The 23,847-nt window shown below is 61.3% G+C and carries 17 protein-coding genes and 1 pseudogene; 7 read left to right on the forward strand and 11 right to left on the reverse strand.

Features of this window, described 5'->3' with window-relative positions; genetic code table 11:
• Window positions 1–287: pseudogene (locus A2J01_RS36325) on the forward strand (TetR/AcrR family transcriptional regulator); the annotation flags it as partial.
• Window positions 288–297: 10 nt separating this feature from the next.
• Here A2J01_RS36325 and A2J01_RS07695 read toward each other — a convergent pair.
• From A2J01_RS07695 to A2J01_RS07710, 4 genes are all read right to left on the reverse strand, one after another.
• On the reverse strand, window positions 298–1,380 hold the full coding sequence (locus A2J01_RS07695) for an ABC transporter substrate-binding protein (RefSeq protein WP_042449795.1): 1,083 nt from the start codon (window positions 1,378–1,380) through the stop codon (window positions 298–300).
• Between the two features lie 78 nt (window positions 1,381–1,458).
• Complete coding sequence (locus A2J01_RS07700; protein ID WP_042449420.1) at window positions 1,459–2,256, reverse strand: ABC transporter permease; 798 nt, start codon at window positions 2,254–2,256, stop codon at window positions 1,459–1,461.
• Window positions 2,253–3,083: an ABC transporter permease gene (locus A2J01_RS07705; RefSeq protein WP_003945560.1), complete on the reverse strand. Its 831-nt coding sequence runs from the start codon at window positions 3,081–3,083 to the stop codon at window positions 2,253–2,255. Before A2J01_RS07705 ends, A2J01_RS07700 begins: the two co-directional genes overlap by 4 nt.
• Window positions 3,080–3,913, reverse strand: coding sequence for an ABC transporter ATP-binding protein (locus tag A2J01_RS07710; RefSeq protein WP_064112440.1), 834 nt, complete (start codon window positions 3,911–3,913; stop codon window positions 3,080–3,082). Before A2J01_RS07710 ends, A2J01_RS07705 begins: the two co-directional genes overlap by 4 nt.
• Window positions 3,914–4,010: 97 nt before the next feature.
• Between A2J01_RS07710 and recC the strand changes: the two genes are divergently transcribed.
• The 3 genes from recC to recD are packed head-to-tail and all read left to right on the forward strand — an operon-like array spanning window position 4,011 to window position 12,478.
• Window positions 4,011–7,292, forward strand: coding sequence for an exodeoxyribonuclease V subunit gamma (gene recC, locus A2J01_RS07715; RefSeq protein WP_064112441.1), 3,282 nt, complete (start codon window positions 4,011–4,013; stop codon window positions 7,290–7,292).
• Between the two features lie 3 nt (window positions 7,293–7,295).
• Complete coding sequence (locus A2J01_RS07720) at window positions 7,296–10,613, forward strand: UvrD-helicase domain-containing protein (RefSeq protein WP_064112442.1); 3,318 nt, start codon at window positions 7,296–7,298, stop codon at window positions 10,611–10,613.
• Window positions 10,610–12,478: an exodeoxyribonuclease V subunit alpha gene (recD, locus tag A2J01_RS07725; RefSeq protein WP_064112443.1), complete on the forward strand. Its 1,869-nt coding sequence runs from the start codon at window positions 10,610–10,612 to the stop codon at window positions 12,476–12,478. The genes A2J01_RS07720 and recD overlap by 4 nt, the downstream gene beginning before the upstream one ends.
• Window positions 12,479–12,504: 26 nt before the next feature.
• Here recD and A2J01_RS07730 read toward each other — a convergent pair whose 3' ends face one another.
• Both A2J01_RS07730 and A2J01_RS07735 read right to left on the reverse strand, forming a co-directional pair.
• Window positions 12,505–12,873: a cupin domain-containing protein gene (locus tag A2J01_RS07730; RefSeq protein WP_064112446.1), complete on the reverse strand. Its 369-nt coding sequence runs from the start codon at window positions 12,871–12,873 to the stop codon at window positions 12,505–12,507.
• Between the two features lie 250 nt (window positions 12,874–13,123).
• Window positions 13,124–13,687, reverse strand: coding sequence for a TetR/AcrR family transcriptional regulator (locus A2J01_RS07735; protein ID WP_064112444.1), 564 nt, complete (start codon window positions 13,685–13,687; stop codon window positions 13,124–13,126).
• A gap of 97 nt (window positions 13,688–13,784) precedes the next feature.
• Between A2J01_RS07735 and A2J01_RS07740 the strand changes: the two genes are divergently transcribed.
• Both A2J01_RS07740 and A2J01_RS07745 read left to right on the forward strand, forming a co-directional pair.
• Window positions 13,785–15,011 (forward strand): metal-dependent hydrolase family protein, encoded by a 1,227-nt coding sequence (locus A2J01_RS07740; protein WP_225989611.1) that lies wholly within the window; start codon window positions 13,785–13,787, stop codon window positions 15,009–15,011.
• A complete protein-coding gene (locus A2J01_RS07745; protein ID WP_064112445.1) occupies window positions 15,008–15,880 on the forward strand; it encodes an alpha/beta hydrolase in 873 nt (290 codons plus the stop codon). Before A2J01_RS07740 ends, A2J01_RS07745 begins: the two co-directional genes overlap by 4 nt.
• A gap of 165 nt (window positions 15,881–16,045) precedes the next feature.
• On the opposite strand, the gene A2J01_RS07750 is transcribed toward A2J01_RS07745, so the two are convergent.
• A complete protein-coding gene (locus A2J01_RS07750; protein ID WP_003945449.1) occupies window positions 16,046–17,356 on the reverse strand; it encodes an NAD(P)/FAD-dependent oxidoreductase in 1,311 nt (436 codons plus the stop codon).
• A 257-nt stretch (window positions 17,357–17,613) separates the two neighbouring features.
• The gene (locus A2J01_RS07755; RefSeq protein ID WP_058039219.1) at window positions 17,614–18,954 is read right to left on the reverse strand and encodes an MFS transporter; all 1,341 of its coding nucleotides are present in this window, start codon (window positions 18,952–18,954) and stop codon (window positions 17,614–17,616) included.
• Between the two features lie 401 nt (window positions 18,955–19,355).
• Between A2J01_RS07755 and A2J01_RS07760 the strand changes: the two genes are divergently transcribed.
• Entirely contained in the window at window positions 19,356–20,573 is a 1,218-nt protein-coding gene (locus A2J01_RS07760) for a PucR family transcriptional regulator (RefSeq protein WP_041814672.1), read from the forward strand.
• Between the two features lie 642 nt (window positions 20,574–21,215).
• Here the strand turns inward: A2J01_RS07760 and A2J01_RS07765 are convergent.
• The 3 genes from A2J01_RS07765 to A2J01_RS07770 all read right to left on the reverse strand — a co-directional run.
• Window positions 21,216–22,394 carry an outer membrane protein assembly factor BamB family protein gene (locus tag A2J01_RS07765; protein WP_231915733.1) on the reverse strand — a complete coding sequence of 393 codons (1,179 nt, stop codon included), beginning with the start codon at window positions 22,392–22,394 and terminating at the stop codon, window positions 21,216–21,218.
• Between the two features lie 123 nt (window positions 22,395–22,517).
• The gene (locus A2J01_RS37190) at window positions 22,518–22,640 is read right to left on the reverse strand and encodes a hypothetical protein (RefSeq protein ID WP_269455290.1); all 123 of its coding nucleotides are present in this window, start codon (window positions 22,638–22,640) and stop codon (window positions 22,518–22,520) included.
• 142 nt (window positions 22,641–22,782) lie between these two features.
• Window positions 22,783–23,847 (reverse strand): TrpB-like pyridoxal phosphate-dependent enzyme (locus A2J01_RS07770; RefSeq protein ID WP_064112447.1); only part of this gene is annotated, 1,065 nt, incomplete at its 5' end.

Genomic DNA, 23,847 nt, shown 5'->3' on the forward strand with positions numbered 1-23,847 from the left:
TCGTGGAGTTCCTGGTAACCAAGCATGGGCTCGCCGGTGCACTGCAAGGAGACAGCGCCGGGTCCGACGCTCTGCATATCTACTTCGTCGACCGCCTCGTTCCGGTATGTGACTCCCTCCTCGCGGCAGCGCTCGAGTCCGTTGGCACTGCTTCGCGGGTCGATGCGTACAACGTGCTCAAAGGCATCGGGAACCTTTGTATCGGTGCTGGGTCCGATGACCGGTACAAGGCCGAGGTCCTTGTACAGCTATTCATCTCGGGCGTACTCGCGCGGGAGGTTCGCTGACGCTCGGCAGTCAGATCAGCTCCGGATTCTCCGCGTACACCTCTTCGAGGATCGACATGTCGAACAGTTGGTCCGCTGTAATCTCCAGCCCAGCTTTCGACAGTGCCGCGATGTTCTGTTCGATCAGTTGTGGTGTCATCGTGAACAACCCGTTGGCTTTGGTATCTGCCGACACCACCAGATCGTTCTGTGCGGTGGCTTCCTTGATCTGCTCTTCGAGTTCGAGGTTCTGGTCCTTGCCGTAGACCTCGACGGCAAGCCGTGCCGACTCTGCCGGATCGGCGACCGCATCCTTCCATCCTTGGATCTCGGCCTTCAGGAATGCCTTGAGTTTGTCCCTCTCGTTGTCGATGGTGGACTGGAGAACCGTGAACGATTCGGCGACCAACGGCAGGTTGTAGTCCGCGAAGAGGAAGTGGGCGTTGGGGAAACCTTTGGCGGCCAGTGTGATCGGCTCGTTGGTCACGTAGGAGACCCAGCCGTCCACCTCGCCGTTCGCCAAGGGGCTCGGATCGAACTGCGCGGGCACGATCGTCATCTGGCTTTCGGTCAGGCCGTTTGCTGCCAGGAGAGCTCCGAAGACGAGCTGATTGGAATCCTGGACGCCGATCTTCTTGCCGATCATGTCCTGTGGTGAGTTGATCGGTGCCGCAGCGGAACTGACAATCGCAAACGGATTCTTCTGGAATGTCGCACCGACGATCTTTGCCTCCAGTCCGTCGAGTACGGCGGGGGCTGTGAGCTGCGGTGCGGACATTCCGATCCACACCTTGCCGGTGTCCAGGCCGGCTTCGACGCCGGTGCCGGCTGCGCCACCTGCCACCAGGTCTACACTCCCGAACCCTGCATCCTTGTAGTACCCCTTGTCGAGAGCGAAGTACTCACCGGCGAACTCGATGTTCTTGATCCAGGACAACTGCACTGCAACTGTTCCGAATTCGGAACCGTCGTCCGTGGTTCCGCCACTCGAACTGCTGGAGTCACTGCTACACGCGAGCAATGACGCACTACCGGCGACTGCGATGCCGGTCAGCGCGGAGTAGCGGAAGAAGGCCCTGCGGTCCAGCTGGCGGACGGGCTTGAATGGCGTCATGAATCGGAACACTAGGGCCAGTCGGTTTCGTTCAGTTTGCTTGGGAGAGAGAGTTTGTTGAGGTCGTGTTAACAGATGTCACGACTTGCCCGCCGAAGGACCGAAACGAGACAGAGCGATGCTTTCGAAGATCCCGACCACGGCGTAGAGGACGATCGACACCACGGTGATCACCACGATAGATGCCCACAATTCGTTGTACTGGTAGCGCGGAATGGCTTTGATCATGCTCGAACCCAAGCCTTGGCCGCTACCGAGCCATTCGCCGATCAGTGCTCCGATCAAGGCGCCGGGTACGGATACTCGTGCAGCGGCGAACACAGCCGGAAGTGCGGACGGCACGGACACCATTCGCAATGCGGTCCAACGACTCCCGCCGTAGGCAGCGATGAGGTCTTGTGCCTGAGCCGGAGCGGCACGTAGACCGACCATGATCATGACGAGGGCTGGGAAGAACACCACTATCGCAACCATGACTGTCACACCCACGATTCCGCGGCCGAATATCAGGACGATGATCGGGGTCATCGCAACGAGAGGAACAGATCGTAGAAGCATTGCAACGGGCATGAAAGTCTGTTCGACAGTGCGGGAAACGACGAAGATCGATGCCACCACGAGCGCGGCAGTCATTCCGACGGCAAAGCCGACACCGGCGTCGCGCAGAGTGATGAACAGGTTGTCGATGATGCCCGAACGAGCGTCGGCGGATTTTGGGCCGGAGAACAGGTACTCCCAGACGTCGGCCGGCGTCTTTCCCACACGCGGGCCGACCTGGGGGAAGGCGTTGAGGAAGACCACCCAGATGACAAGCAACAGCGCCGAGGCGATGGCAATCGGGGCGAGGAATCTCAATGTTCCTCGTACCGAGGTCATTTCTGTGCTCCCGGAGCGCTGGTCCACGGCGTGACGAGCCGGGCGATCGCTGCGACGACGGCGTACCCCAGACCGGCGAGCAAGGCGGCGGCGATAGCCATTCCCCACGTTCGCGGGACGTTGTACGACGTCTGAGCGGCTGTGAGTGCGACGCCGATCCCGCTGTCCACCCCGCCGAGATACTCACCGAGAATTGCACCCAGCACGGCCGAAGGTGCAGCAATCTTGAGGGCAGCAAAGGTGCTCGGAAGTGCGCTCACAAGTTGAACTTTGGTGAACTTCTGCCAACGCCCACCGCCGTAAGCGGCGACGAGATCGAGGCTCGTCTTGTCGGCCGATCTCAGGCCGGCGAGTGTGCCGACCATCGTGGTGAAGAAGCAGTACATTGCGGCGAGAAAGATTGTGGGGGTCCGGCCGCCGAAGACGACCAGGATGATTGGGCCAAGCGCCAACAGCGGTGTGCAGTAGCTCAGGATCGCCAGTTGTGTGGCCAATCCCTCGATGGGCGGAATGAGAACGACAAGCACGGCAAGCGTGATCGCCAGCAGGTTTCCCCAGAGAAAGCCCTGCAGCGCACCGGAAGCCGTGACGGTGAAATTGGGTCCGTACAGCGACCAACCGTCGTCGAACATCGTCGAGACAACCACCCACGGCGTCGGAATCGTGCCTCCCGCAACACCGGCCGCCGCCAGAATCCACCAGAGAGCGATCAGTCCGCAGATGCCGACTGCACCGCCGAACCACGTTGGACGCTTCAATCGGATCCGGCGCGGCACAGATGGCTGCGCCGCCGCGGTCGCGACGTTCTCGATATCGGTAATTGTCATGCGACGCCTGCTTTTCCGAAGAGCAGTCCGGAGAGGTAGTCGTGGATCTCGTGGAACTCGGGTGTACGCATCATCTCGGGTGTACGCGGGCGCGGCAGGTCGATCGGCACGACTTCGAGGACGCGTCCGGGCCGCGGCGTCATGACGGCGACGACGTCGGAGAGGAACACGGCTTCGGCGATTCCGTGAGTCACCATCAACGTGGTCTCCGGTTTCTCGGTCCAGATCCTGAGCAATTCGATGTTGAGCCGTTGACGGGTCATGTCGTCCAGCGCGCCGAAGGGTTCGTCGAGTAGGAGGACACTCGGCTTGACCACGAGCGATCGTGCGATCGACACACGCTGACGCATACCGCCGGACAATTGGGCGGGCTTGGCCTTCTCGAATCCTTCGAGGCCGACGAGCGCGATCAGGTCGGCTATCAGGTCGGGGTCGGGATCGATGCCGGCAACCTGAAGGGGCAGTTTGATGTTGGAGGCCACTGTTCGCCACGGCAGCAAAGCCGAATCCTGGAAGGCGATTCCGAGTTCGCGGCGCTTGCGTAACTCGGCCGGCGACTGTCCGTTGACAAGGGCCGTTCCCGACGTCGGACTATCGAGGCCCGCAAGGATGCGGAGAACGGTGGACTTCCCACATCCGGACGGCCCGAGCAGAGACAGGAAAGAGCCTTCGCTGGTTTGAAGGGACACGTCGGTCAGCGCGGTCACCGACCGACGACCCATCTCGAAGGTCTTGCCGAGGCCGGAGATGTCGAGACCGGTTCCAGCGGGGCGAGGTGTGGTGACGGGACTGGTCATTCCCGCACAGTACGAACGTCCGGTTGCGGTCATGTTGCCTGCGCGTCACCGCTGCGTGAGGCTGGTTCGGCGTCTCCTGTCACAGCGCCGTGGTGAGATGGACGTCTGGACGGAGTGAGGGGAGCGAAGATTGCTGAAGTTGTACCGGGCCGAGCGTTCGGACACCTTGGTCTCGGCGTTGGCCACGGTCCTCCGTACCCCGCTGTCGGATCCATTCGCCCGGGAAACTGTTGCGGTGCCGGCCAAGGGCGTCGAGCGTTGGCTCAATCAGCGGCTGTCCTCCCAGCTAGGCACGTCCGGACCGTCAGCAGTGGACGGAATTTCTGCGAACATCGCGTTTCCTTCACCCGCGCGCCTGGTCGCGGAGTCCGTGGCCGCGGTCAGTGGAATCACGGCTGACGACGACCCATGGTCGCCGACGCGATTGGTGTGGACGGTTCTCGATGTGATCGACGAGTCCCTCGGCGAGCCCTGGTGCGGAGTCCTGGCGAAACATCTCGAAGGCCATCGTGAAGGTCGACGGTTTGCCTCCGCCACACATGTCACCGAACTCTTCCGCAGTTATGCCGCGCAACGCCCGCAGATGCTGATCGACTGGGCCGCCGGGCGGTTGACCGACGGACACGGATTGGCGCTGTCGGAGGATTTCGAATGGCAGGCACGTCTGTGGTGCATCGTCGCGGACAAGATCGACGTTCCGGGGCCCGCAGAGCGACTGGGGCAAGTGAGCCGCGCACTGGTCGAGGACCCGGCCTTGGTCGACCTACCGGAACGCCTGTCGGTCTTCGGGCCGACACGGCTGCCGGTCGATCAGCGAATGATCTTGAGCGCACTCAGTGCGAATCGGGACGTGCACATCTGGCTCCCGCATCCCAGCCCCGCGCTGTGGACCAAGATGAGCTCGCGCATACCGCCTCGAAGTGAGAGCACGATCCGACGTTCGGAAGACGGGTCAGCGCTGATATCCGCCAATCCGTTGCTGTCGAGTCTTGCTCGCGACGTTCGTGAACTTCAGATCAGCCTCGGTGCCGCCGAGTTCGAGTCGGTGCATCTTCCCGAACCAGCCGGCCCGAAATCTCTCCTGGCGACGGTCAAGGCCGATGTCATCGCAGATCGTGCTCCCAGGGTTGCAGCGGAACCGGATGGGACAGTTCAGGTCCACGCTTGCCACGGGCCGGCACGGCAGGTCGAGGTGCTCCGCGAATGTCTGCTCCGATTGTTCGAGGACGACCCGACATTGCAGCCGCGCGACGTACTCGTGATGTGCCCGGACGTCGAAACGTACGCACCTTTGGTTCGTGCTGCATTCGGGCAAGGCGTCCATGGCCACCCGGGGCATCTCCTTCGAGTAAGGCTGGCAGACCGCGGATTACGTCAGACCAATCCTGTCCTGGCCGTTCTCGGCTCTCTCCTCGAATTGGCCGACGGCCGGGCCACAGCCAGTGAGGTTCTCGACCTGGCCGCGACCGAGCCTGTCCGCACACGTTTTTCGTGGGGCGACGACGAGTTGGAAAGACTGCGGGAATGGACGACGGAAGCGGGTGCTCGCTGGGGAATCGGTAGTCGGCAGCGTGCCACGTTCGGCCTCGACGCATTTCCGCAGAACACCTTCAACACCGCCATGGACCGAATCTTGTTGGGGGTCAGCGCGGACGAATCGGAAAATGCCTGGTTGGATCTCGCGCTACCACTCGATGACGTGGACGGCACAGACATCGACCTGACTGGACGTTTCGCAGAGTTCGTCGATCGCCTGGCCGTCTCGCTTCGCGATCTTGCCGGCCCACATTCACCGGCCGAATGGCTTCGTGTGCTGATGCGGGCCCTGGATCTGCTGACCGACACAGCGCCCGCAGATTCCTGGCAGAGCGCGGGGGCCCACCGCGAACTGGTAGCTGCTGTCGAATTCGGCGGAGAGACGGTGTTACGTCTGGCCGATGTTCGCGCGATGCTCTCGCGCAGCCTCGCGGGCAGACCGACGCGTGCCAACTTCCGAACCGGCGAACTGACGGTGTGCACGATGGTTCCGATGCGTTCGGTACCGCATCGCGTGGTCGTGCTGATCGGACTCGACGACGAGGTGTTCCCTCGAACCGGTGGAGTCGACGGCGACGACATCTTGTCACGTGATCCCGTTGTGGGGGAGCGTGATCTGCGCAGTGAAGACCGGCAACTGCTTCTCGATGCCGTGATGTCTGCGGGCGAACATCTGATTCTGTTGTATACCGGTGCCGATCCGGTCACCGGTGTCGTCAGACCACCGGCGATCCCCCTCAGTGGCCTTCTCGACGTACTCAGTGCGACGGTGGGTCCGGAAGCGATCAACGGAGTGCTGACACGGCATCCGTTGCAATCGTTCGACAATCGAAACTTCGCGCCGAACAAGCCGTTCAGCTTCGACACGGCAGCGCTGGCCGGTGCGAGGGCTGCCTCCGGAACACCGGTCGAATTGCCGACAGTCTTGTCGGCCGAGCTACCCGAGGTGCATCCGAAGGAAGTTAACATCGCCGACTTGGTGAACTTCCTGGTACATCCCGCGCGTGGTTTTCTGCGCCAACGCCTCGGCGTCCGGGTACCGGAACTCGACGACGACATCGCGGATTCGCTGGCAACCGAGCTCGATCCACTGTCCACCTGGGCTCTGGGTGACCGAATGCTTCTCTCGCGCTTGGCTGGACGCAGCTCTGCGGATTTTCGTGCAGCCGAGTGGCGCCGCGGCACTCTGCCGCCCTACAACCTGGGCGCTACGGTTCTGGGCAACGTCGAATGGGTGGTCGATCAGATTGCCGGACTTGCCTTGCCGCACTTCGACGGAGACTCCGAAGCTGTCGACGTCGACATAGACCTCGGTAACGGGCGTCGTCTCACCGGAACGGTAACCGGTGTGCACGGCAATTCAGTGGTGCGAGCGTCGTATTCCTCACTGGCGCCTAAACATCGGATGACGGCCTGGATCAATCTCCTCGCCTTGAAATCACACGGACGACCCGGTCCGCTCGATGCAGTCTCGATCGGACGGGGTCGGGGAAAGACAGCAGCGGCACGGTCGGTGCTCGATGCGCCGGGCAATGCGGTCGAGATACTGCAGCAATTGGTGGACCTACGGGAGCGGGGGCTGCAGCGCCCGTTGCCGATGTGGGCCGCGACTTCAGCCGAATATGCGCGCCGACGCTTTGGTGGGGAGTCGGTCGACGATGCGACAAACGGTGCGGACACCCAGTGGACCGGGCAGTACGGCGAGATGATCGATCCGAGCAACACTTACGTTTTCGGAGAGGCTCGAACACTTGCGGAGTTGGCTGCGGATCCGCCGTCGGACGACGAGTTCGTCTGGGCCGAGGAACCGACTCGGTTCGGAGTTCTCGCCCGACGACTGTGGGATCCGTTGCTGACCAACGAAAGAGCGGAGTAACCCGTGGACTTCGATCTTCTGGGGCCACTGCCGACCGGCACCACGGTGTTGGAAGCGAGCGCCGGAACTGGCAAGACCTACGCGATCGTCGGACTCGCGACCCGTTGTGTTGCCGAAGGCCTCGCTGACATTTCGCAAGTTCTGCTGGTGACATTCAGTAGGGCCGCCACTCAGGAACTTCGTGAGCGTGCCAGGGAGAGGTTCGCGGGAGTGTCCGCCGCTCTGGTCGACCCGGAGGCGGCGAGGCGGTCGGATGATGATCTGGTGGCGTACCTCGCCACAGCTGACGACGAGGAGATCGGCGTGCGGCGTCGTCGACTCCTGCGCGCTCTCGCGGAGTTCGACGCCGGCACCATCACGACCACCCACAGTTTCTGTCAGAGGATGCTCGACGGACTCGGCATCGCCGGGGAACGCGAACCGGACACAACTTTTGTGGAGTCGGTCGACGACCTGATCAGTGAGGTCGTCTCGGATTTGTACCTCAGCCGCTACAGCCGGACGGACTCGTCTCCACCGTTCTCCACGAAGGACGCGCTGGCCATCGCCCGAAGCGCAGTCGGTGATGGTCAGGCAATTCTCGAACCCGACGGCGAGGAGGAGACCGCACCCGGTCAGCGCGTCCTCTTCGCGGCTGCTGCTCGTGTCGAGGTCGAACGACGTAAGCGGACCAAAGGAATTCGCGACTTCAACGATCTGCTGACGCTGTTGCACGGTGTATTGACGGATCCGGAATACGGTCCCGTCGCGTGTCGTCGGGTGCGCGAAAAGTTCAAGGTTGTGTTGATCGACGAGTTCCAGGACACCGATCCGTTGCAGTGGGACATTCTGCGGTTGGCCTTCCACGGTCACACCACCCTGGTCCTGGTCGGTGATCCCAAACAAGCCATCTATGCGTTCCGCGGGGCAGAAGTCCTGAGTTATCTCGATGCGGTCGATCAGGCGGATGCGCACCAGGAGTTGACCACCAATTGGCGTAGCGACCCAGGGTTGTTGGCGGCACTCGAACACCTCTACGGTGGTGCCGCACTCGGCAACGAAGGCATCGTCGCGCATCCGGTGGAGGCTTCGCACAAGAAGTCTCGGTTGTTCGGCCCGGTGCCGATGCGTGTGCGCCATCTGCCCCGTACCGGAGCCGGACCGCTCAATCGTTCGGGATTTCCGGCCGTAGGCAGACTTCGCAGTCGCGTCGCGGACGACGTCGCAGCAGACGTGGTCGCGCTCCTGGGCGGCGATGCCCGCTTGGCAGTCGACGGTGATCCACGCCCGGTCGAACCGGGAGACGTCGCGGTGTTGGTGCGCACCCACAAGCACGTGGCGATGATCCGCGATGCTCTCGATGCCGTCGGTGTACCTTCCGTATTGACCGGAGGGTCCAGTGTTTTCGCGACACCCAGTGCGACCCAGTGGCTGTGGCTGTTGCAGGCGATCGAGCAGCCCCATCGCTCCGATCGTGTCCGGTTGACGGCCCTCTCGCCGATTTTCGGGCGCACCTCCGAAGAACTGGACAAGGACGGCGACAACGTCGTTGCAGAACTTGCAGGTCAACTGCGCTCCTATTCCGGGCTGTTCGCACGCGTCGGGTTTGCGGCTGTGTTCGAAAGAATCTCTGCCGAAACAAATCTGGAGAAGCGTGTACTCGCGGCCCCGTCCGGCGAACGAGATTTCACCGATTTGCGGCACGTCGCACAACTCCTCGGTCGCGTCGCCACCGAGGAAGCGTTCGGGTTGAGCGCACTGGTTCGCTGGCTTTCCGACCGAATCAAGGATCCGACGTCCGGGAGCGCGACCGACAGAAGCCGTCGCCTCGACAGTGACGCTGCCGCAGTGCAAATCGCTACGGTGCATGCCACCAAAGGGCTCGAGTTCCCGATCGTCTACGTCCCGTTCAGTTGGGAGAGCGTTGGCGGCTTCAACTCGCCGACGCAGCTGTTGCACGACCCGGAGGGACGCCGCATCCTCGACGTCGGCGGGCAGGAAGGCCCGGGGTACAACGCCAGAAAGACTGTTGCGGAGGCCGAAGAAGCGGGCGAAGAACTGCGGTTGCTGTACGTGGCGCTGACCCGGGCGCAGTGCCAACTCGTGCTCTGGTGGGCACCCAGCTACGGGACCTCCCGCTCGCCGCTGCACCGGTTGATGCTCGGACGTACACCCGGCATCGCCGAACCTGCTCGGGTAGTGAAGGTGCTCGACGACGGTACAACCGCAGCACGGCTCGCAACCTGGCCGGCAGCAGCTTCCGACGTGATATCGGTGGAACCTGTTGGTCCCCATCCGCCCTCGCCCGTCCACTGGTCCAGAGCGGCTGCGGACGTGACCGAACTGGCCGCGGCGCGTTTCGATCGAGACCTGGACACTCTGTGGCGTCGTACGTCGTACTCGGCACTCACCGCCGGAGCGCACCACGCGGTCACGACCACGGGCAGCGAGGTCGAGGATCCCGAAAAAGACGACGAGCCAGAGGATTCCGTAGACCTCGGGAGCATTACCCCCTCGCCCCTGGAGGCGTTCCCTTCACCCATGAACGGACTTCCCGCGGGCGCCGCATTCGGCACGCTGGTGCATGAGGTGCTCGAGGTGGTGGACACGGCTGTGGCAGATCTGAGAGCGGAACTCGGGATGCGTTGCGCCGAGGCGGTCTCGGTACGGGCGGCCGAGGTCGACTCCGAAGCACTCGCGGATGCGCTGTATCTGGTGATGCAGACTCCCTTGGGATTCGGAACCTTGGCCACGATCGCGCCGAAAGATCGTCTTCCCGAACTCGATTTCGAACTCCCACTGGCCGGTGGCGACGATCCGGTGTCGATGAGTGTCACACTCCGCGGAGTATCGGAACTGTTGAGGCGCCACCTTTCCTCCGACGACATTCTGGCGTCGTACGCCGACTATCTGGACCGTGTCGAGACGTCACCGATGCGCGGATTCCTGACGGGCAGTATCGACGCAGTCTTGCGGATCCCGGGCCCGTCGTTCGTGATCGTCGATTACAAGACCAACCGGATCGGTCGCGGCGATCTGACGGCTGCCAACTACACGCGTGAACTCATGGCGACGGAGATGATGCGCTCGCACTATCCGCTGCAGGCACTGCTGTATTCGGTTGCACTGCATCGGTATCTGCGGTGGCGCCTGCCCGACTACGATCCGCACCGTCATCTCGGGGGCGCGCAGTATCAATTCGTGCGTGGGATGCTCGGCCCGGACAGCCCGCCGGAATGCGGTGTCTTCGAATGGAAACCGCCTGCTCAGCTGACGGTTGAACTATCGGATCTGCTGGCCGGTCTTGATGCGTCCCACACAGTAGGGGAGAAGATTCGATGACCGAGGCGCAATTGGCGCAGCGCGCCAAAGGGATCGTGCGAATCTTCAACGAAGCCGGGGTTCTGGTTGCCGCCGATGTTCATGTCGCGACGAGAGTGTGCAGCCTGGGCGGTGAAACTTCCGAAGAAGTGATGCTGGCCGCGGCGTTGGCAGTTCGGGCCGTGCGATCAGGTTCGGTGTGCCTCGATCTACGACGGATGCGTGATGTGAGCGTCGACAATGCGACGGAGGAGGAACTTACGTCGTTGCCGTGGCCCGAACCGTCGGAGATCGTTGCCGCCCTTCGGCTGAGCCCTCTGGTGATCGGCGGAAACGCCGGACCTCTCAGACCGCTCCGGTTGATCGACACGGACGACGGTGAACTCCTCTACCTCGATCGATATTTTCTGCAGGAGCAGACGATTCGGCGAGTGCTCGACGAGCGGGCGTCCACGTGGCCGCCCGCCGACCTGAAAGCGGTCCGAACGCGGCTGGATTCGCTGTTCGTCGACGAGAACGGGCCGACCATCGCGCCGGATCGTCAACGGATAGCAGCTGCTCTCGCCGCGACACAGTGGACCACCGTCATCGCCGGTGGGCCCGGAACCGGCAAAACCCATACGGTCGCACGTATTCTCGCTCTCCTGTCGGAGGAATTGGGTTCGAATGCTCGCATCGGTCTGGCCGCACCGACGGGTAAAGCCGCAGCACGGCTGCAGGAGTCCGTACGTGAGCAGACCGCGAGCCTTGGCCTTCCCGAAGAACTCGCGGCCATGACCCTGCACCGCCTACTCGGTTGGCAGCGGGGGAGTTCGAGTCGTTTCAAATACAATGCGACCAACAGACTTCCCTACGATGTGGTCGTCGTCGACGAGACGTCGATGGTCTCCCTCACGTTGATGGCGCGCCTGCTCGAAGCCGTTCGCCCCGATGCCCGGCTACTGCTCGTCGGCGATCCCGATCAGTTGACCTCAGTCGACGCGGGCGCTGTTCTTGCTGATCTTGTCGCCCGCCCGGTAAAGGTCAGTGGAAATCCGACGCTGACACAGTTGGTGGGTGACGATCTCACGGCCACTGGTTCCGAAGAGGCATTGAGTGCGGATGAGCAGGATCGTCTGCGGGGCGGGATCATTCAACTCTCACGCGGGCGCCGCTTCGACGGAACCATCGCGTCGTTGGCCAGGGCAGTTCGAGCGGGAGATTCCGGTGAGGTTCTGCGTATCCTGCGCAGCGGTGATCCAGCCGTCTCCTTCCATTCGCCCGAGGATGTTGACGCATTGCGCGCCGACATCGTTGCGAGTTCAGAGGTGGTGACGGCGTCGGCCGAGGTGGGTGATGCGATCGGCGCGCTGAAAGGCTTGGAATCGCACCGCCTTCTGTGCGCCCACCGTGACGGACCGTACGGTGTCGGGAGGTGGGCGCAGCAGGCGATGGAGTGGGTCGGCACGGCATCAGGGCAGTTTCTTGACCCGACGCGGTGGTATCCGGGCCAACCCCTGTTGGTGACGGCCAACGACTACGAGGCGAAGATCTACAACGGGGATGCCGGGGTGATCGTGCAGCGTGAGGATGGCGTGCCTATTGCCGCATTCCAGCGGGGCAGTGATGCGTTTCTGATTCACCCGAGCCAACTCTCGTCGGTGCAGACGGTTTACGCGATGACGATTCACCGGAGCCAGGGCAGCCAGTACGACACCGTATCGGTGATGTTGCCGGCCGAGGCGTCGTCACTGCTGACTCGGGAGTTGTTGTACACGGCGATCACTCGCGCCAGAAACCATGTGAGAGTAATCGGCACCGAGGATTCCGTGAGGGCGGGAGTGCAGCGACAGGTACTCAGGGCAAGTGGGCTGCGTCGGGAGATCCGTCCGTACGACGGGCCGTGAAAGTCGGATGTTGCGGATTCTCTTGGTCATTCGTTGTATACGACGAACACCTTGCGTACGGTCTCGGTGACCGTCCACGTACCCTTCCATCCGATTGGGAAGATTGCACTCGTACCGGCAACGAGATGTACGGGATCGCCGTCGTCCTCCTCGACGGTCATGGCGCCGGAGACGATGGTGATGATCTCGCCGCGGGTGAGGAACTCCCACCGCGACTTTCCCGGTTCGCTCTCCCAGACTCCGGATTGAATGCGGCCGTCGTCACTGGTGAACTCGACATCTGCACGAGTGATGATGTCTCCGCCGAGTGGCTCTGCACTGGGTTGGCCCAGCAGTGCTTGTTGGAAGATCCCACTTGCGCTGTTCAACTCTGCGGCGCGGAAGGTAACGGTCACAATTCGATCCTGACTTTCGAAACTCGTGTGAATCATCGGACTTGTCGATGATGTCGTGTGTCTGCTGAGCCGGGATACATTCACTTGTCGCATCTTTCGGCGTTTCGCTCGTACAGATGTCGAAAGGGTGATCGACCATCATTCAACCGGGGCTCAGGGAACCGTCTCACGCCGAAATATGCCCGAGCCCAGGGAAAACGCCCCCGCGCCGGTGATCTCGAACGGGGGTGATCGGTTGTGTATGAGGGGTTTACGTGGTGGACGCTGTCAACGAGGTGATGAAGCGCTCGGCTGCCGCGTCGACCTCGGCGTCGGGGGTGAGCAACCTCTGCAGCAACAGTCCTCGCAGACATGCGGTTGCGATGATGCTCTGCTGCTTTGCATCCACCACTGTGAATCCTTCGCGAAGGGCCGCCGCTTCGAGGAGGTGCGCCAAATCGTCGAGGTCGGCGGCGAAATCTTGAAATGCTTTGTGCTCGTACACCGCAAGTCCGGCCAGGTGAAAAAAGGTGCGGCTTCGATCTTCGTGCTCGGCGTTCGAGTAGAAGCTCCAGATCGCCGTGCACAGGGCTGCGAACCCGAGATCTTTGCCCATCGCGGCGATGACGAGGTTGTCACGGCGGCGAGCTTCCGACAGTACGGCGCTGAGGAGACCCGGTCGTGATCCGAAGTGATAGGTCAGCAGCGTGTGGTGCACTCCGAGTCGCTCCGCTACTTGTCGCATCGACAGCTTCGGGCTTGGGCCGGTTTCACCGAACTCGTCGAACAGTGCCTGTAACAGTCGCTCTCGACCCTCCCCAACCGGCGATCTCACGCTACCTCCATTGACGGGTTCACCACTGTTGAGTACGGTACCGCATATCGAATTCACCAGTGTTTAGGAGAGTGGTTTCCAATGCTCGGAGGTCCCTTTGACTGACGTATGGTTTGCCGGCGGCATGGTCGCGGATGGATCGGGCACCGACCCGGTCGAAGTCGACGTGTGCGTGAGTGGCGGCATTGTCACCGCGATCGGACAGGCGCCGTCGGGTTCGACGACAGTTGACTTGGACGGCATGCTTCTGACTCCGGGGCTGATCGATGCTCATGTCCACCTGGGTATTTCGAGTCCGATCCGAAGGCAATTCGGGTTTGAGCTCTCGGCAGCCGAACTGGCTGCGGGCATCTTCGCCACCGCGGGCGATGCCCTCGACGCGGGCTTCACCACGGTGCGAGACGTCGGTGGCATCGACGGCGGAGTCGTCGACGTTATTGCGAGCGGCAAGGTGCGTGGTCCGCGTGTCCTCTCGTGTGGTCCTGTGCAGTGCCAGACCGGTGGACACGGCTACTACGGGGCCGCATGGGAGCCGACCGAGCTGTGGAACATGCACCACATTCCAGGGCTCTGCGCCTTGTCCTTGATGTCGGGCAATGCCGACGAGCTACGACGCAACGTGCGCGAATCGTTCCGCCGAGGCGCAACATTTCTGAAACTGTGCGTCACCGGCGGTGTCGTCGGAGGCCATGACAGCCTCACCGACACACAGTTCACCGTCGAGGAAATCTCCGTGGCAGTGGAAGAAGCAGCGTCGCGCGGCACCTACGTCACGGTCCACGCCCACAACAATGCGGGCATTCGCAACGCGGTGCGGGCCGGCGTCCGGTGCGTGGAACACGGCACCGACATCGATGCGGAGACGGCCCAGCTGATGCGGGAACATGACGTGGCACTTGTCCCCACCTTCGCCGTGGTCGAGCAGTTGGCGGACACCGAAAGCATGGACCTGGACCCGGCAATACGAGAGCGTGCAGCCGGAGTGCGTCAACGCATGGCCAGAGCGCTCGAGGCCTCTCGCGCAGCAGGCCTGAGGATCGGCCTGGGCTCGGACCTCATCGGGCCGCACCAAAAGCGCCGAGGTGAGGAGTTGCACTTGCGCGCGGAGTTGGAGTCGCCGATGCATGCACTTGTTTCGGCCACCAGCGTCAATGCCGACATTCTCGGTATCGGGGAAAGCGTCGGGACGATCCGCGTCGGTATGCAGGCGGACATGGTTGCCTGGCAGCAAGACCCACTCCGAGACGCAAAGGTCTTCGCCGATCCGGACATGGCTGTTCTCGTCGTGAAGTCCGGAAATATCGTCAAGGGAGACGTTCGATGAGCGCAATGCTGCACGGATGCTTTGCAGACACGGAGTACTTCGAAATCACGGCGAAGTCGGGACACAGCTACGGCGTCTGGGTGACCACACCCCCCGGCTACGCGGACTCCATGGATCCCTTACCGCTGATCTACGTGATGGACGGCAACTGGGCTGTAGGTCTTACCGCCCCGCTCATCGTCACGCAGGCAGACCCGTACCTGACGGTCGCCCCGTACATCCAGGTCAGCGTCGGATATGCCGGTGAGGAAGCTGCCAACTGGGCACGGCTCCGCAACCGCGATCTCGTGCCGCCTGGGGAACCGGTAGGCGAAGAAATGATGGCTACTCTCGCCGCTGCTCGCGACTCGGGTGCAATGACCCAGGAGTACGTGGACGCCTACCTCGAGGAGCTGGCAGACACCCACGGGGACGTCTTCCTCGACTTCCTGACCAACGAACTCCACCCTCGCCTGTACTCGTCGGAGCTACGTGTCAGCGAGTCCGGGCACGGACTCTTCGGGTACTCGTACGGAGGCCTTTTCGCCCTCTACGCATGGCTGCGCGACGCGCCCCCATTCGCGACCTTCGGTGCGGGTAGTCCCGGAGTTGTGAACGCCGACAGCCAGATCCACACGCTGGTCGAGGCACTGCCCGAGCGTGGCGTGGGCTCAGTTGTTCCGCAGCTGCACGTCACGCTGAACGAAGCCGAACTGACTGGACCCATTCCGATCTATCGCGGACTGTCACGCAACGTTCTCGCCGTCGTGGAGCAGTTGCATGGCAAGGGACGGTCGCAGGATGTTTCGACCGCGTTGTTGCACGAGACGCACGTAACCGGGCTGCAGGCATCGTTCCTGAGCTACTTGAAAAAATGCCATGCACGGTAGCTGTTCGTCCCGGCGACGATGTGCACGCTGACACGTTCGACGGGCGATTTTCCGTAGACGCCGTTGAAGGAGAAGTCGGCTGTGGGTGTCCACCACGTGGTGGACACCCACAGCCGTGTCTATTCAGTTGTCGCGGCTATCGATTCTCCAAGCCGGACAACACTTCTAACCCATGACGGTCCCGGTCGACTCGGCATTGGGTGCCCGAAGGCGGGAGAATGCGCCGAGGTCGATTTCGAGCCCGGTGTGCATCCCGACATAGGTCAGGGGATCAGCGTCGTGATCGTGTCCAGCTTCCACCTGGTCGATGATCCTGGACATGAGGCGCCCAGCGATAGGGGCATTCTTGAATTGGTTCCCGCTGGTGCCCATGGCGACGTAGAAACCTTGCCTGTCTGTCTTGTCATAGATCGGGGTCCAGTCGGATGCTGCGTCGTACACGCCGGCAATACCTTTCGGTTGTGACGGGACCTCCAGGGTGGGGAAACGCCTGGCGGCGCGGAAAACCTGCGCTTCGAACCGGGCAACAGTGCGATTCGGGTTGGCGGTATCAGGATCGTCGATCCACTCGAGCGGATCGCAATCCGGTTCGGTTCCGCCGACAAGGAATCCGTTTCCAGGTTCGGCTCGCATGTAGGTTCCGAGATCCAAATCGGCGATCATCGGGCCGAGGATCTCGTCGTCGTTGTAGCCAGTGGGTGCGGTGACGTGATGAACTTCCTGGCGCAAGGGCCGAACCGAAACCTTGAAGTCGGCCCCGACGTTCGACAGCTTGTTGAACGCTCCTGACCAGGGGCCGGCGGCATTGACGACAATCTTGGATTTCACACTTTCCCCGTCGTCGAGCCCTAGCTGCCAGATGCCGTCAGGCAACTGCTCGACTGCCACTACACGCGTGTTGTATGCGAAAACTGCACCGTGCGAACGTGCTGCCGCAGCAAGATTCGCGGCAGCCAGTTGCGGGTCGTCGACGAACCCCGCCTGAGGTGTGTACAGCGCGCCGAGCGTGGTTTCGGCATCTGCGAAGAAGGACTCCGAGTCGACTGGCTTCGGAGGATAGTATTTGCCGGCGTCGATACCGGGAATCTTCTCGACGAGTGTCGTTGCGTCCCAAAGCTGGTAATCGATTCCTATCTTCTCGAATAATCCGATCGTGCGCGCGTGGGGCGCGACGTCGACATCGAGCAGTGCCATCCCGCATTGCCGAAACTTCGCAAGCGCGCCGTCGACTGTCGCGTTGAGATGCTCGTTCCAGTTTTGCCAGCAATGCAGCGACTCCCAAGCCGCAGCCATACCGTCGAATGTGGAGTAGTTGAACCGGATAACCGCACTGGATGCACTGGTCGAGCCGTAGCCCGGACCACCAGACTTGTCGATGACCAGGACTTCGTAGCCTCGAGCGGCCAGTTCGTAGGCGATGGAGCTGCCGATCACTCCAGCTCCGACCACAACTGCATCGGTCTTGTCGGTAGGCACTTTCGGCCTCTCTTTCTACTGATGGCTTCGCCGGATCGAAAGCACAGCTGTTCGATCCGGCAAGCTTGGGTTCTGGTAATTCCGACGCCGTCGACTTCCTCTGGAGAGCTTCATCCCGACTTCTCGGATTCGGCTCTGTCTTAATGAATTTGGCACCTGAAAGTCCAGAGGTGTTCGTCGTCCTCAACTCTCTCGTGGCGGCCATCGGAACGCTATCGACAGCTGCGCAAAAAATCACAGCCGTGGCGCGTCCGTTGTCAGAAATGTTTCGTCGGGCTGCCCTGCGTGGCAGACCAGTTTTTCGTTTCCGGAATCCCTCGCCACAGAATGGGAAGCGCGATCAAAGCGATGGCGGTCGCATAGAAGGCAGGCGACAGATCGCTTCCAGTGGCGTTGACCAGTGCTGCGCACACCAGAGGAGCGGTCCCTGCAAAAAGTGCATATGCGATGTTGTAGGGGATTGCCGTGCCGGTGAATCGCGCATGCGTCGGCATCATTTCGAGAATTACGAGCAAAGCGGACGCGAGTAAGGAAAGCGCGAGGACCAGAGAAGCCAGTGCAACGGCAATCGCGAAAATGTTTCCGGTACCGATGAGCATGTAGCTGGGCACCGAGACGAAAACTGACATCACCATGCCGATTCTGACGAGTGGCCTCCGGCCGATTCGGTCGACTGTGGCGCCGAAGAAGATGAACAGCGGTACTGCGAGAACCAAAGCGCCGGTTGTCATCAGCAGTGCCACCGTGCTCGGAACATCGGCTGAGAGAACCAGAAATGTCGGCATGTAGCCGAGCAGCATATGAGTAACGACACCGAGCGAGGCGAAGTACACGAAGGACGTGAGCAGAGTCCGCCAGTGATTGCGGAACAGATCTGCGAGTGGGCGGGTTGGAAGGGAATCGTTTTCTTGCATTTCCTTGAACGCCGGAGTCTCCTCGACGGCAAGCCTCATGAACAGGCCCACCATGGCGACAACGCCTCCGATGATGAACGGCCAACGCCATCCTCCGTCGGCGAAGTGCTCAGCGCCGACCGAGCTGAATGACAAGACTGTGACCGTGGCCAAGATGCTGCCGACAAATGACGAAGAGCTGATTATCCCTGCGTACAAGCCTCGGCGGTGGGACGGCGCATGCTCGACGACGAAGGTGGCAGCTCCGGTGTATTCGCCCCCGGCCGAGAATCCTTGAACCAATCGGCACAGCAGCAGCAACAGCGGTGCAGCAACACCGATCGAAGCGTACGTCGGTAGGAGACCGATTGCCGCCGTCGAGCAGCCCATGAGCGTAATTGCCAGGGACAGTGACCTCCGTCGGCCGAGGCGGTCACCAAGCCGTCCGAAGAATATGCCGCCGGCAGGTCTGGCCAAGAAGGCGACTCCGTAAAGAGCGAAGGTGGCAAGCAGTGCGCCACTGCCGAACTCCGGAGGGAAGAACACTGTCGCGAGAACTGCGGCAGTGAAACCGTAGATCGTGAAATCGAACCATTCGACGATGTTGCCTGTCGCCCCGGCGATCAGGGCCCTACGGCGCGCCGATCGACGTCCAGGTGGAGTCTCGGTTTGATGCCCTGCAGGAGCATTCGCTGTGCCGGTCATGATGATTCCTCTCGGGATATGCTGAATGGCAACGGCTTTGCGACATCACGGTCACCGATGTCATTCGAGGTATTCGACATTGAAAGAGGTCGGTGGGATTCGATGTTGAACTGGCGAACGAAGGTCGTTTGTCGATTTCGGGTCGGAGGCGACCTCGTCTGAGGGAGATCGTGCCGGCCGGCCTCGCGCCCCACTATGCAAATCCCACGGCTGCAACAGCTCTCGTCGCTGCCACTTCTGCCGGTTTGTGGACCGAGTGAAGACGTCACGGGTCTCGAGTGCTTGGCATGAAGCGAGCCTATGGCGCAAAAGTTAGTTGCATCACTGTCATGTGTTCAATTTTCTACGTAGAAATTTGGGCATATGTTGCAAACCGGAGAGGGGGCTCGTACAGTTCGACCATGGTCGGAGAACTACAGCATTTGGTGGACACTACCGGGCGCCGACTGGACCGTTCCGTTGCGATCGATGATGTACAGATTCGTCTGCTCGCGTACAACTCGCATGACAGTGCCGTCGATTCAGTCAGAATGAATTCCGTTCTACAGCGGAATGTTTCACGCGAGATCGTAGACTTCATCTACGCGAGTGGAGGCCGTGAAGCCCTCGATCTCTTCACTGTTCCCGTCAACGAAGAACTAGGGCTGACCCTTGGCCGGGTCGGGATGCCGATCCGGTACCGCAATGCGCTGCTGGGCTTCGTCTGGCTGTTGACTTCGGAGGGCGAAGTTGACGAGGATCAAGCCGAGGTCTTGAGGCGCACGGCTGATGCGGCAGCGATGATCCTCCACCGCGAACAGTTGCTGGACGAGTTGTCCCGAAGTCGGGAGCGGGAACTTACTCGAGACGTCCTGTCGGGCGAGCGGTCGCTGCGCGAGGACGCGGCAAACAGGTTGGCCGAGGAGGGCTTGTTGGCTGCGGGTCCAGCAGTCGTGGTCACTGTGTTGCTCCGTCCTGGCGACCAGTCGACATTGACCGAAAGAGATCGTCTGAGTGTTGCCGTCGGCGTCGATCAGCTTCGTCGGAGGCTCCCGCGGAACAGTGCAATCCAACTCGACCGCCCCGACCACAGTCTGTTGATCGTATCGGTGGCCGAACGCTCGACTCAAACCCATCTGGACTCGCTGATCGTGGCAGCCCGGGAGCGAGTCTTGTCTGAAAGTGGGCGCCAGAACATCGAATGTTGGGTCGGTATCGGTGAACCGCGAACCTCGGTTGCGGATGTGCGCGAATCCTACGAAGAGTCCAGACGTTCCGCAGATGTGGCCCAGGTCGTCAAGGTGCTCGGAAATGTTGTGCGTTATCGGGATCTCGGCGTCTACGGACTTCTGGCCGAACTGTCGGAGGATCGACTCGAGAACAGTATTCACTCAGGTTTGCAGTCCTTGCTCAGCCATGAGGACTCGAAAAGTGAGGCTCTTCTCGCGACGCTGGAGAGCTTTTTGGACAATGCCGGTGACGTAAAGCGAACGTCAGAGGCGCTCTGTGTGCATCGAGGGAGCTTGTACTATCGCTTGCGGCGAATTCAGGAGATAACACGAGCAGACTTGGCAAACGGCGACGACCGGTTGGCCTTGCATTTGAGCCTGAAAGTCGCGCGGCTGTTGGATCTCCGATGATCCCGATCCGAGAAGAGGGGACTGCGGAAGAATCCAGCGGCTGAACGTAGTTGGCGGCTTTCGATCGTCAAGCATGATGGTTCTGGGGTGGGAAAGGAAGCGCGTCGTACATCGGCCGGGGTGGGTTGGCTTGACCTGCTGAGACGTTCATACGTTTGATCGGGCACCTTCTATCCTCCTGTCGGCAGATGCGGCGGAGTGCAACTTTTTCGGGCATTGAAAGTGCAGAATCGTCCAGATGGGTGTCGAGCTGCGTGAAGAACGCGCGTTTTTGCAAACCGAAATGACGACGAATTTGGTCTGAGTTCGGTCCCCCGGTACGCAGATGTTCGCGCGCGAACTGGACTATTTGTTGCCGACTGCAAATTGGGGATTTCGCATCCATTCCCGTTGGCTCCCTTTATCGTTGGATTGGATCAGATACCTGAGTCGGTGCGATTCGTATGCACCCCTTCACCGCAGGTCTGGTCTGATCTTTCCGAAGTCGGAGTCGCGGAGATACATGCAGTTGTTCGAGATCGTTCCCCCGAAATTGAACAAACGCGCCAGACTGGATTGTGGCCATCGAGGCTGTACGTCTATCCATTTGCTGGTTGCTGAGCCGGCTGGTCAGTACGACACTGAACCGGTGATGTTGCCGGCCTATCGCCAAACGGTGAAGTGGTTTTGCCAGGAGAACGACACGTTTTTGCCGGCATTCGAGACGACGACTCCGCGCGGATCGACCTCTGGCGGAAGGGGGACCGACCACATCATCTTTCCGTCGCGAGCCCTGATCGAATGCATGCCGGTGTAGTCGCTGAAGACGAAGTGATCGCCATCAGTCGCACCGCTTCGAACCCAGTACGCGTCTTGCCAGGGCGTTTGCCACAGTTGTCGGCCACTCTCGACGTCGAGACCCGAGATTGTGCGAGTCTCGGGAGACGTGACCAGGATTGTTTTTCCTACCACCGCGGCGATGGCGCTTCCCGTCCCGGCCATCGCGGTGTTGACGATTTGTGAACTGCGCCAAAGTTCGTCACCCGACTCCGGATCGTAGGCGCCGTCGCCGAGAAACATCGGCACCGCCGTCGAAGGCTTACTTGGGTAGGACGACGATGAGTACGAGGGAATCGGTATCGCACGAATCGTGGATCCGTCGGAAGCCAAGAGGTTTTGGGTTCCGGCATATCCCGACCGGCCGCCGACACTGGTGAGGAACAATCCGTTCCCGGTAGGGACAAGCGAATCGCCCTCGAATCGGAATCGTTCGGCGCCGGACTGCAGATCGTAGATTCGATAGCGGTACTGCGGGTCCCCGCCGTCGCCCTGTTCCATCGCAATGACAGTGTCGGTGTGAGGGACCGTGTAGACGGCTCCGAACTTCTCACTTGGTTCGAAGGTACGCACGAAGTTGGCAGTCAAATTGGTTGTGGTGCCGCTGGCAAGAATTCGTGTTCGAACCGTTCCGTCCATCCTTTCGCCGGACGTGTACACGGTGTCTCCGGCGATGGTGGCGCCATTGAGATCGAAGTCGGTTCCGAGGTCGGACATCAGAGTTCCGGTCGCGGTATCGACAAAGATCATCCGTCGATCGCCCCAGCACGCGATGATCGTGGATTCGTTCTGCTGACTGCACTGGCCGATGACTCCGCCGATTCGCGTTTTCCACAGCGGACTTCCGTCGTCGGGATTCACCCCGACGAGTGTGACGGCACCGACTCCCTGACTCGACGAAGACTCGTCGGTCTTGGGAAGCGGATAAGCAGTCGCGGCCACCAGCACGTCACTGACTTGGTACGTGTTGCCGTAGCCGTAGTAGCTATCGAGCGTGGAAGGCATCGACAGCAGCACGTCCCCGGGGTTGTCCGTGAGCGCTCGGACATCGAGTTCCCAGGCTTGTTGCGGAGGATCGGAGAGGTCTACGTCGACAACGCCTTGCTCGACGATCGGACCGCCTGTCTTTTACTTCGGCCATGCCGCATCACTGGAGTCGGAGATTACCGATACGACGATGAACGCGATCGCCACGAGCAATGCCAGTCCGAGTGCGACCAGTTTCCAATGTTCCTTCAACCGAAGCTGCATCGAAAGACCGTAACCGATCGATCAAACTGATCGGTTCGTTTCGTGGACGGCCGGCACGATGTCGATCGCGAGATCGAGCCCACGTGCTCGGTGTGACGAAGTGTGGTGGCCTCGTACGCACGAGACCACCACACCGACGGCGTCAGACGTAAGGCGAGTACGCCGGAAGATCCAACTGACCGTTGCCGGACAGCCCGATCACGATCACCTCGGGTTCGGTGACGGCACGGGCGTGAGCGATAGCGCCGGCAACCGCGTGGGTTGATTCCGGAGCCGGGATGATTCCTTCGGCGCGGGCGAAAATCAGACCTGCCTGGAGTGCGTCGTCCTGATCGACGGCAATTGCATCCATGAGTCCGAGGTTGACCGCGTGCGAGACCATCGGCGACATGCCGTGGTAGCGGAGGCCACCGGCATGGATGGCCGGCGGTACGAAATCCTTACCCAGAGTGTGCATCTTGAGCAGCGGCGTCAGGCCGGCGACATCACCGAAGTCGTAGCGGTACTCGCCCTGGGTGAGGGACGGGCATGCCGACGGCTCGCAGGCGACCAGACGAGTCTTGGTGCCTTCGCGAAGGTTTCGTCCCAGGAACGGGAAGGTGAGTCCGGCGAGGTTGGAACCGCCACCGGCGCAACCGAACACGGTGTCGGGGACGGCGTCGCCGGCTTCTTCGAGCTGGACCATTGCTTCCTGACCGATCACGGTCTGGTGCAGCATGACGTGGTTCAGCACGCTACCGAGTGAGTAGTGCGTGTTCGGATCCTGCGCAGCGACCTCGACGGCCTCACTGATGGCCATACCGAGCGAGCCGGTGGTGTCGGGATGCGACTTCAACAGTGCGCGTCCGGCTTCCGTCAGGTCCGAAGGCGACGGGTGACAGATTCCGCCGTACGCCTCCATCTGGATGCGTCGGTACGGCTTCGAATCGAAGGACGAGCGAACCTGCCATACCTCGACGTCGAGTCCGAGCAGCGCGCCCGCGAACGACAGCGACGCACCCCACTGTCCCGCACCGGTTTCGGTGGTGAGCTTGGTGGTTCCCTCGATTGCGTTGTAGTAAGCCTGCGCGACAGCAGTATTCGGCTTGTGTGAACCGACCGGGCTCACGCCTTCGTACTTGTAGTAGATGCGGGCAGGTGTGCCGAGAGCGCGCTCGAGTCGATGCGCGCGGAACAGGGGAGAGGGCCTCCACATGCCGTAGATCTC

Origin of the sequence: Rhodococcus sp. EPR-134 (genome assembly GCF_001647205.1) — a bacterium.
Lineage (GTDB): Bacteria > Actinomycetota > Actinomycetes > Mycobacteriales > Mycobacteriaceae > Rhodococcus_F > Rhodococcus_F qingshengii.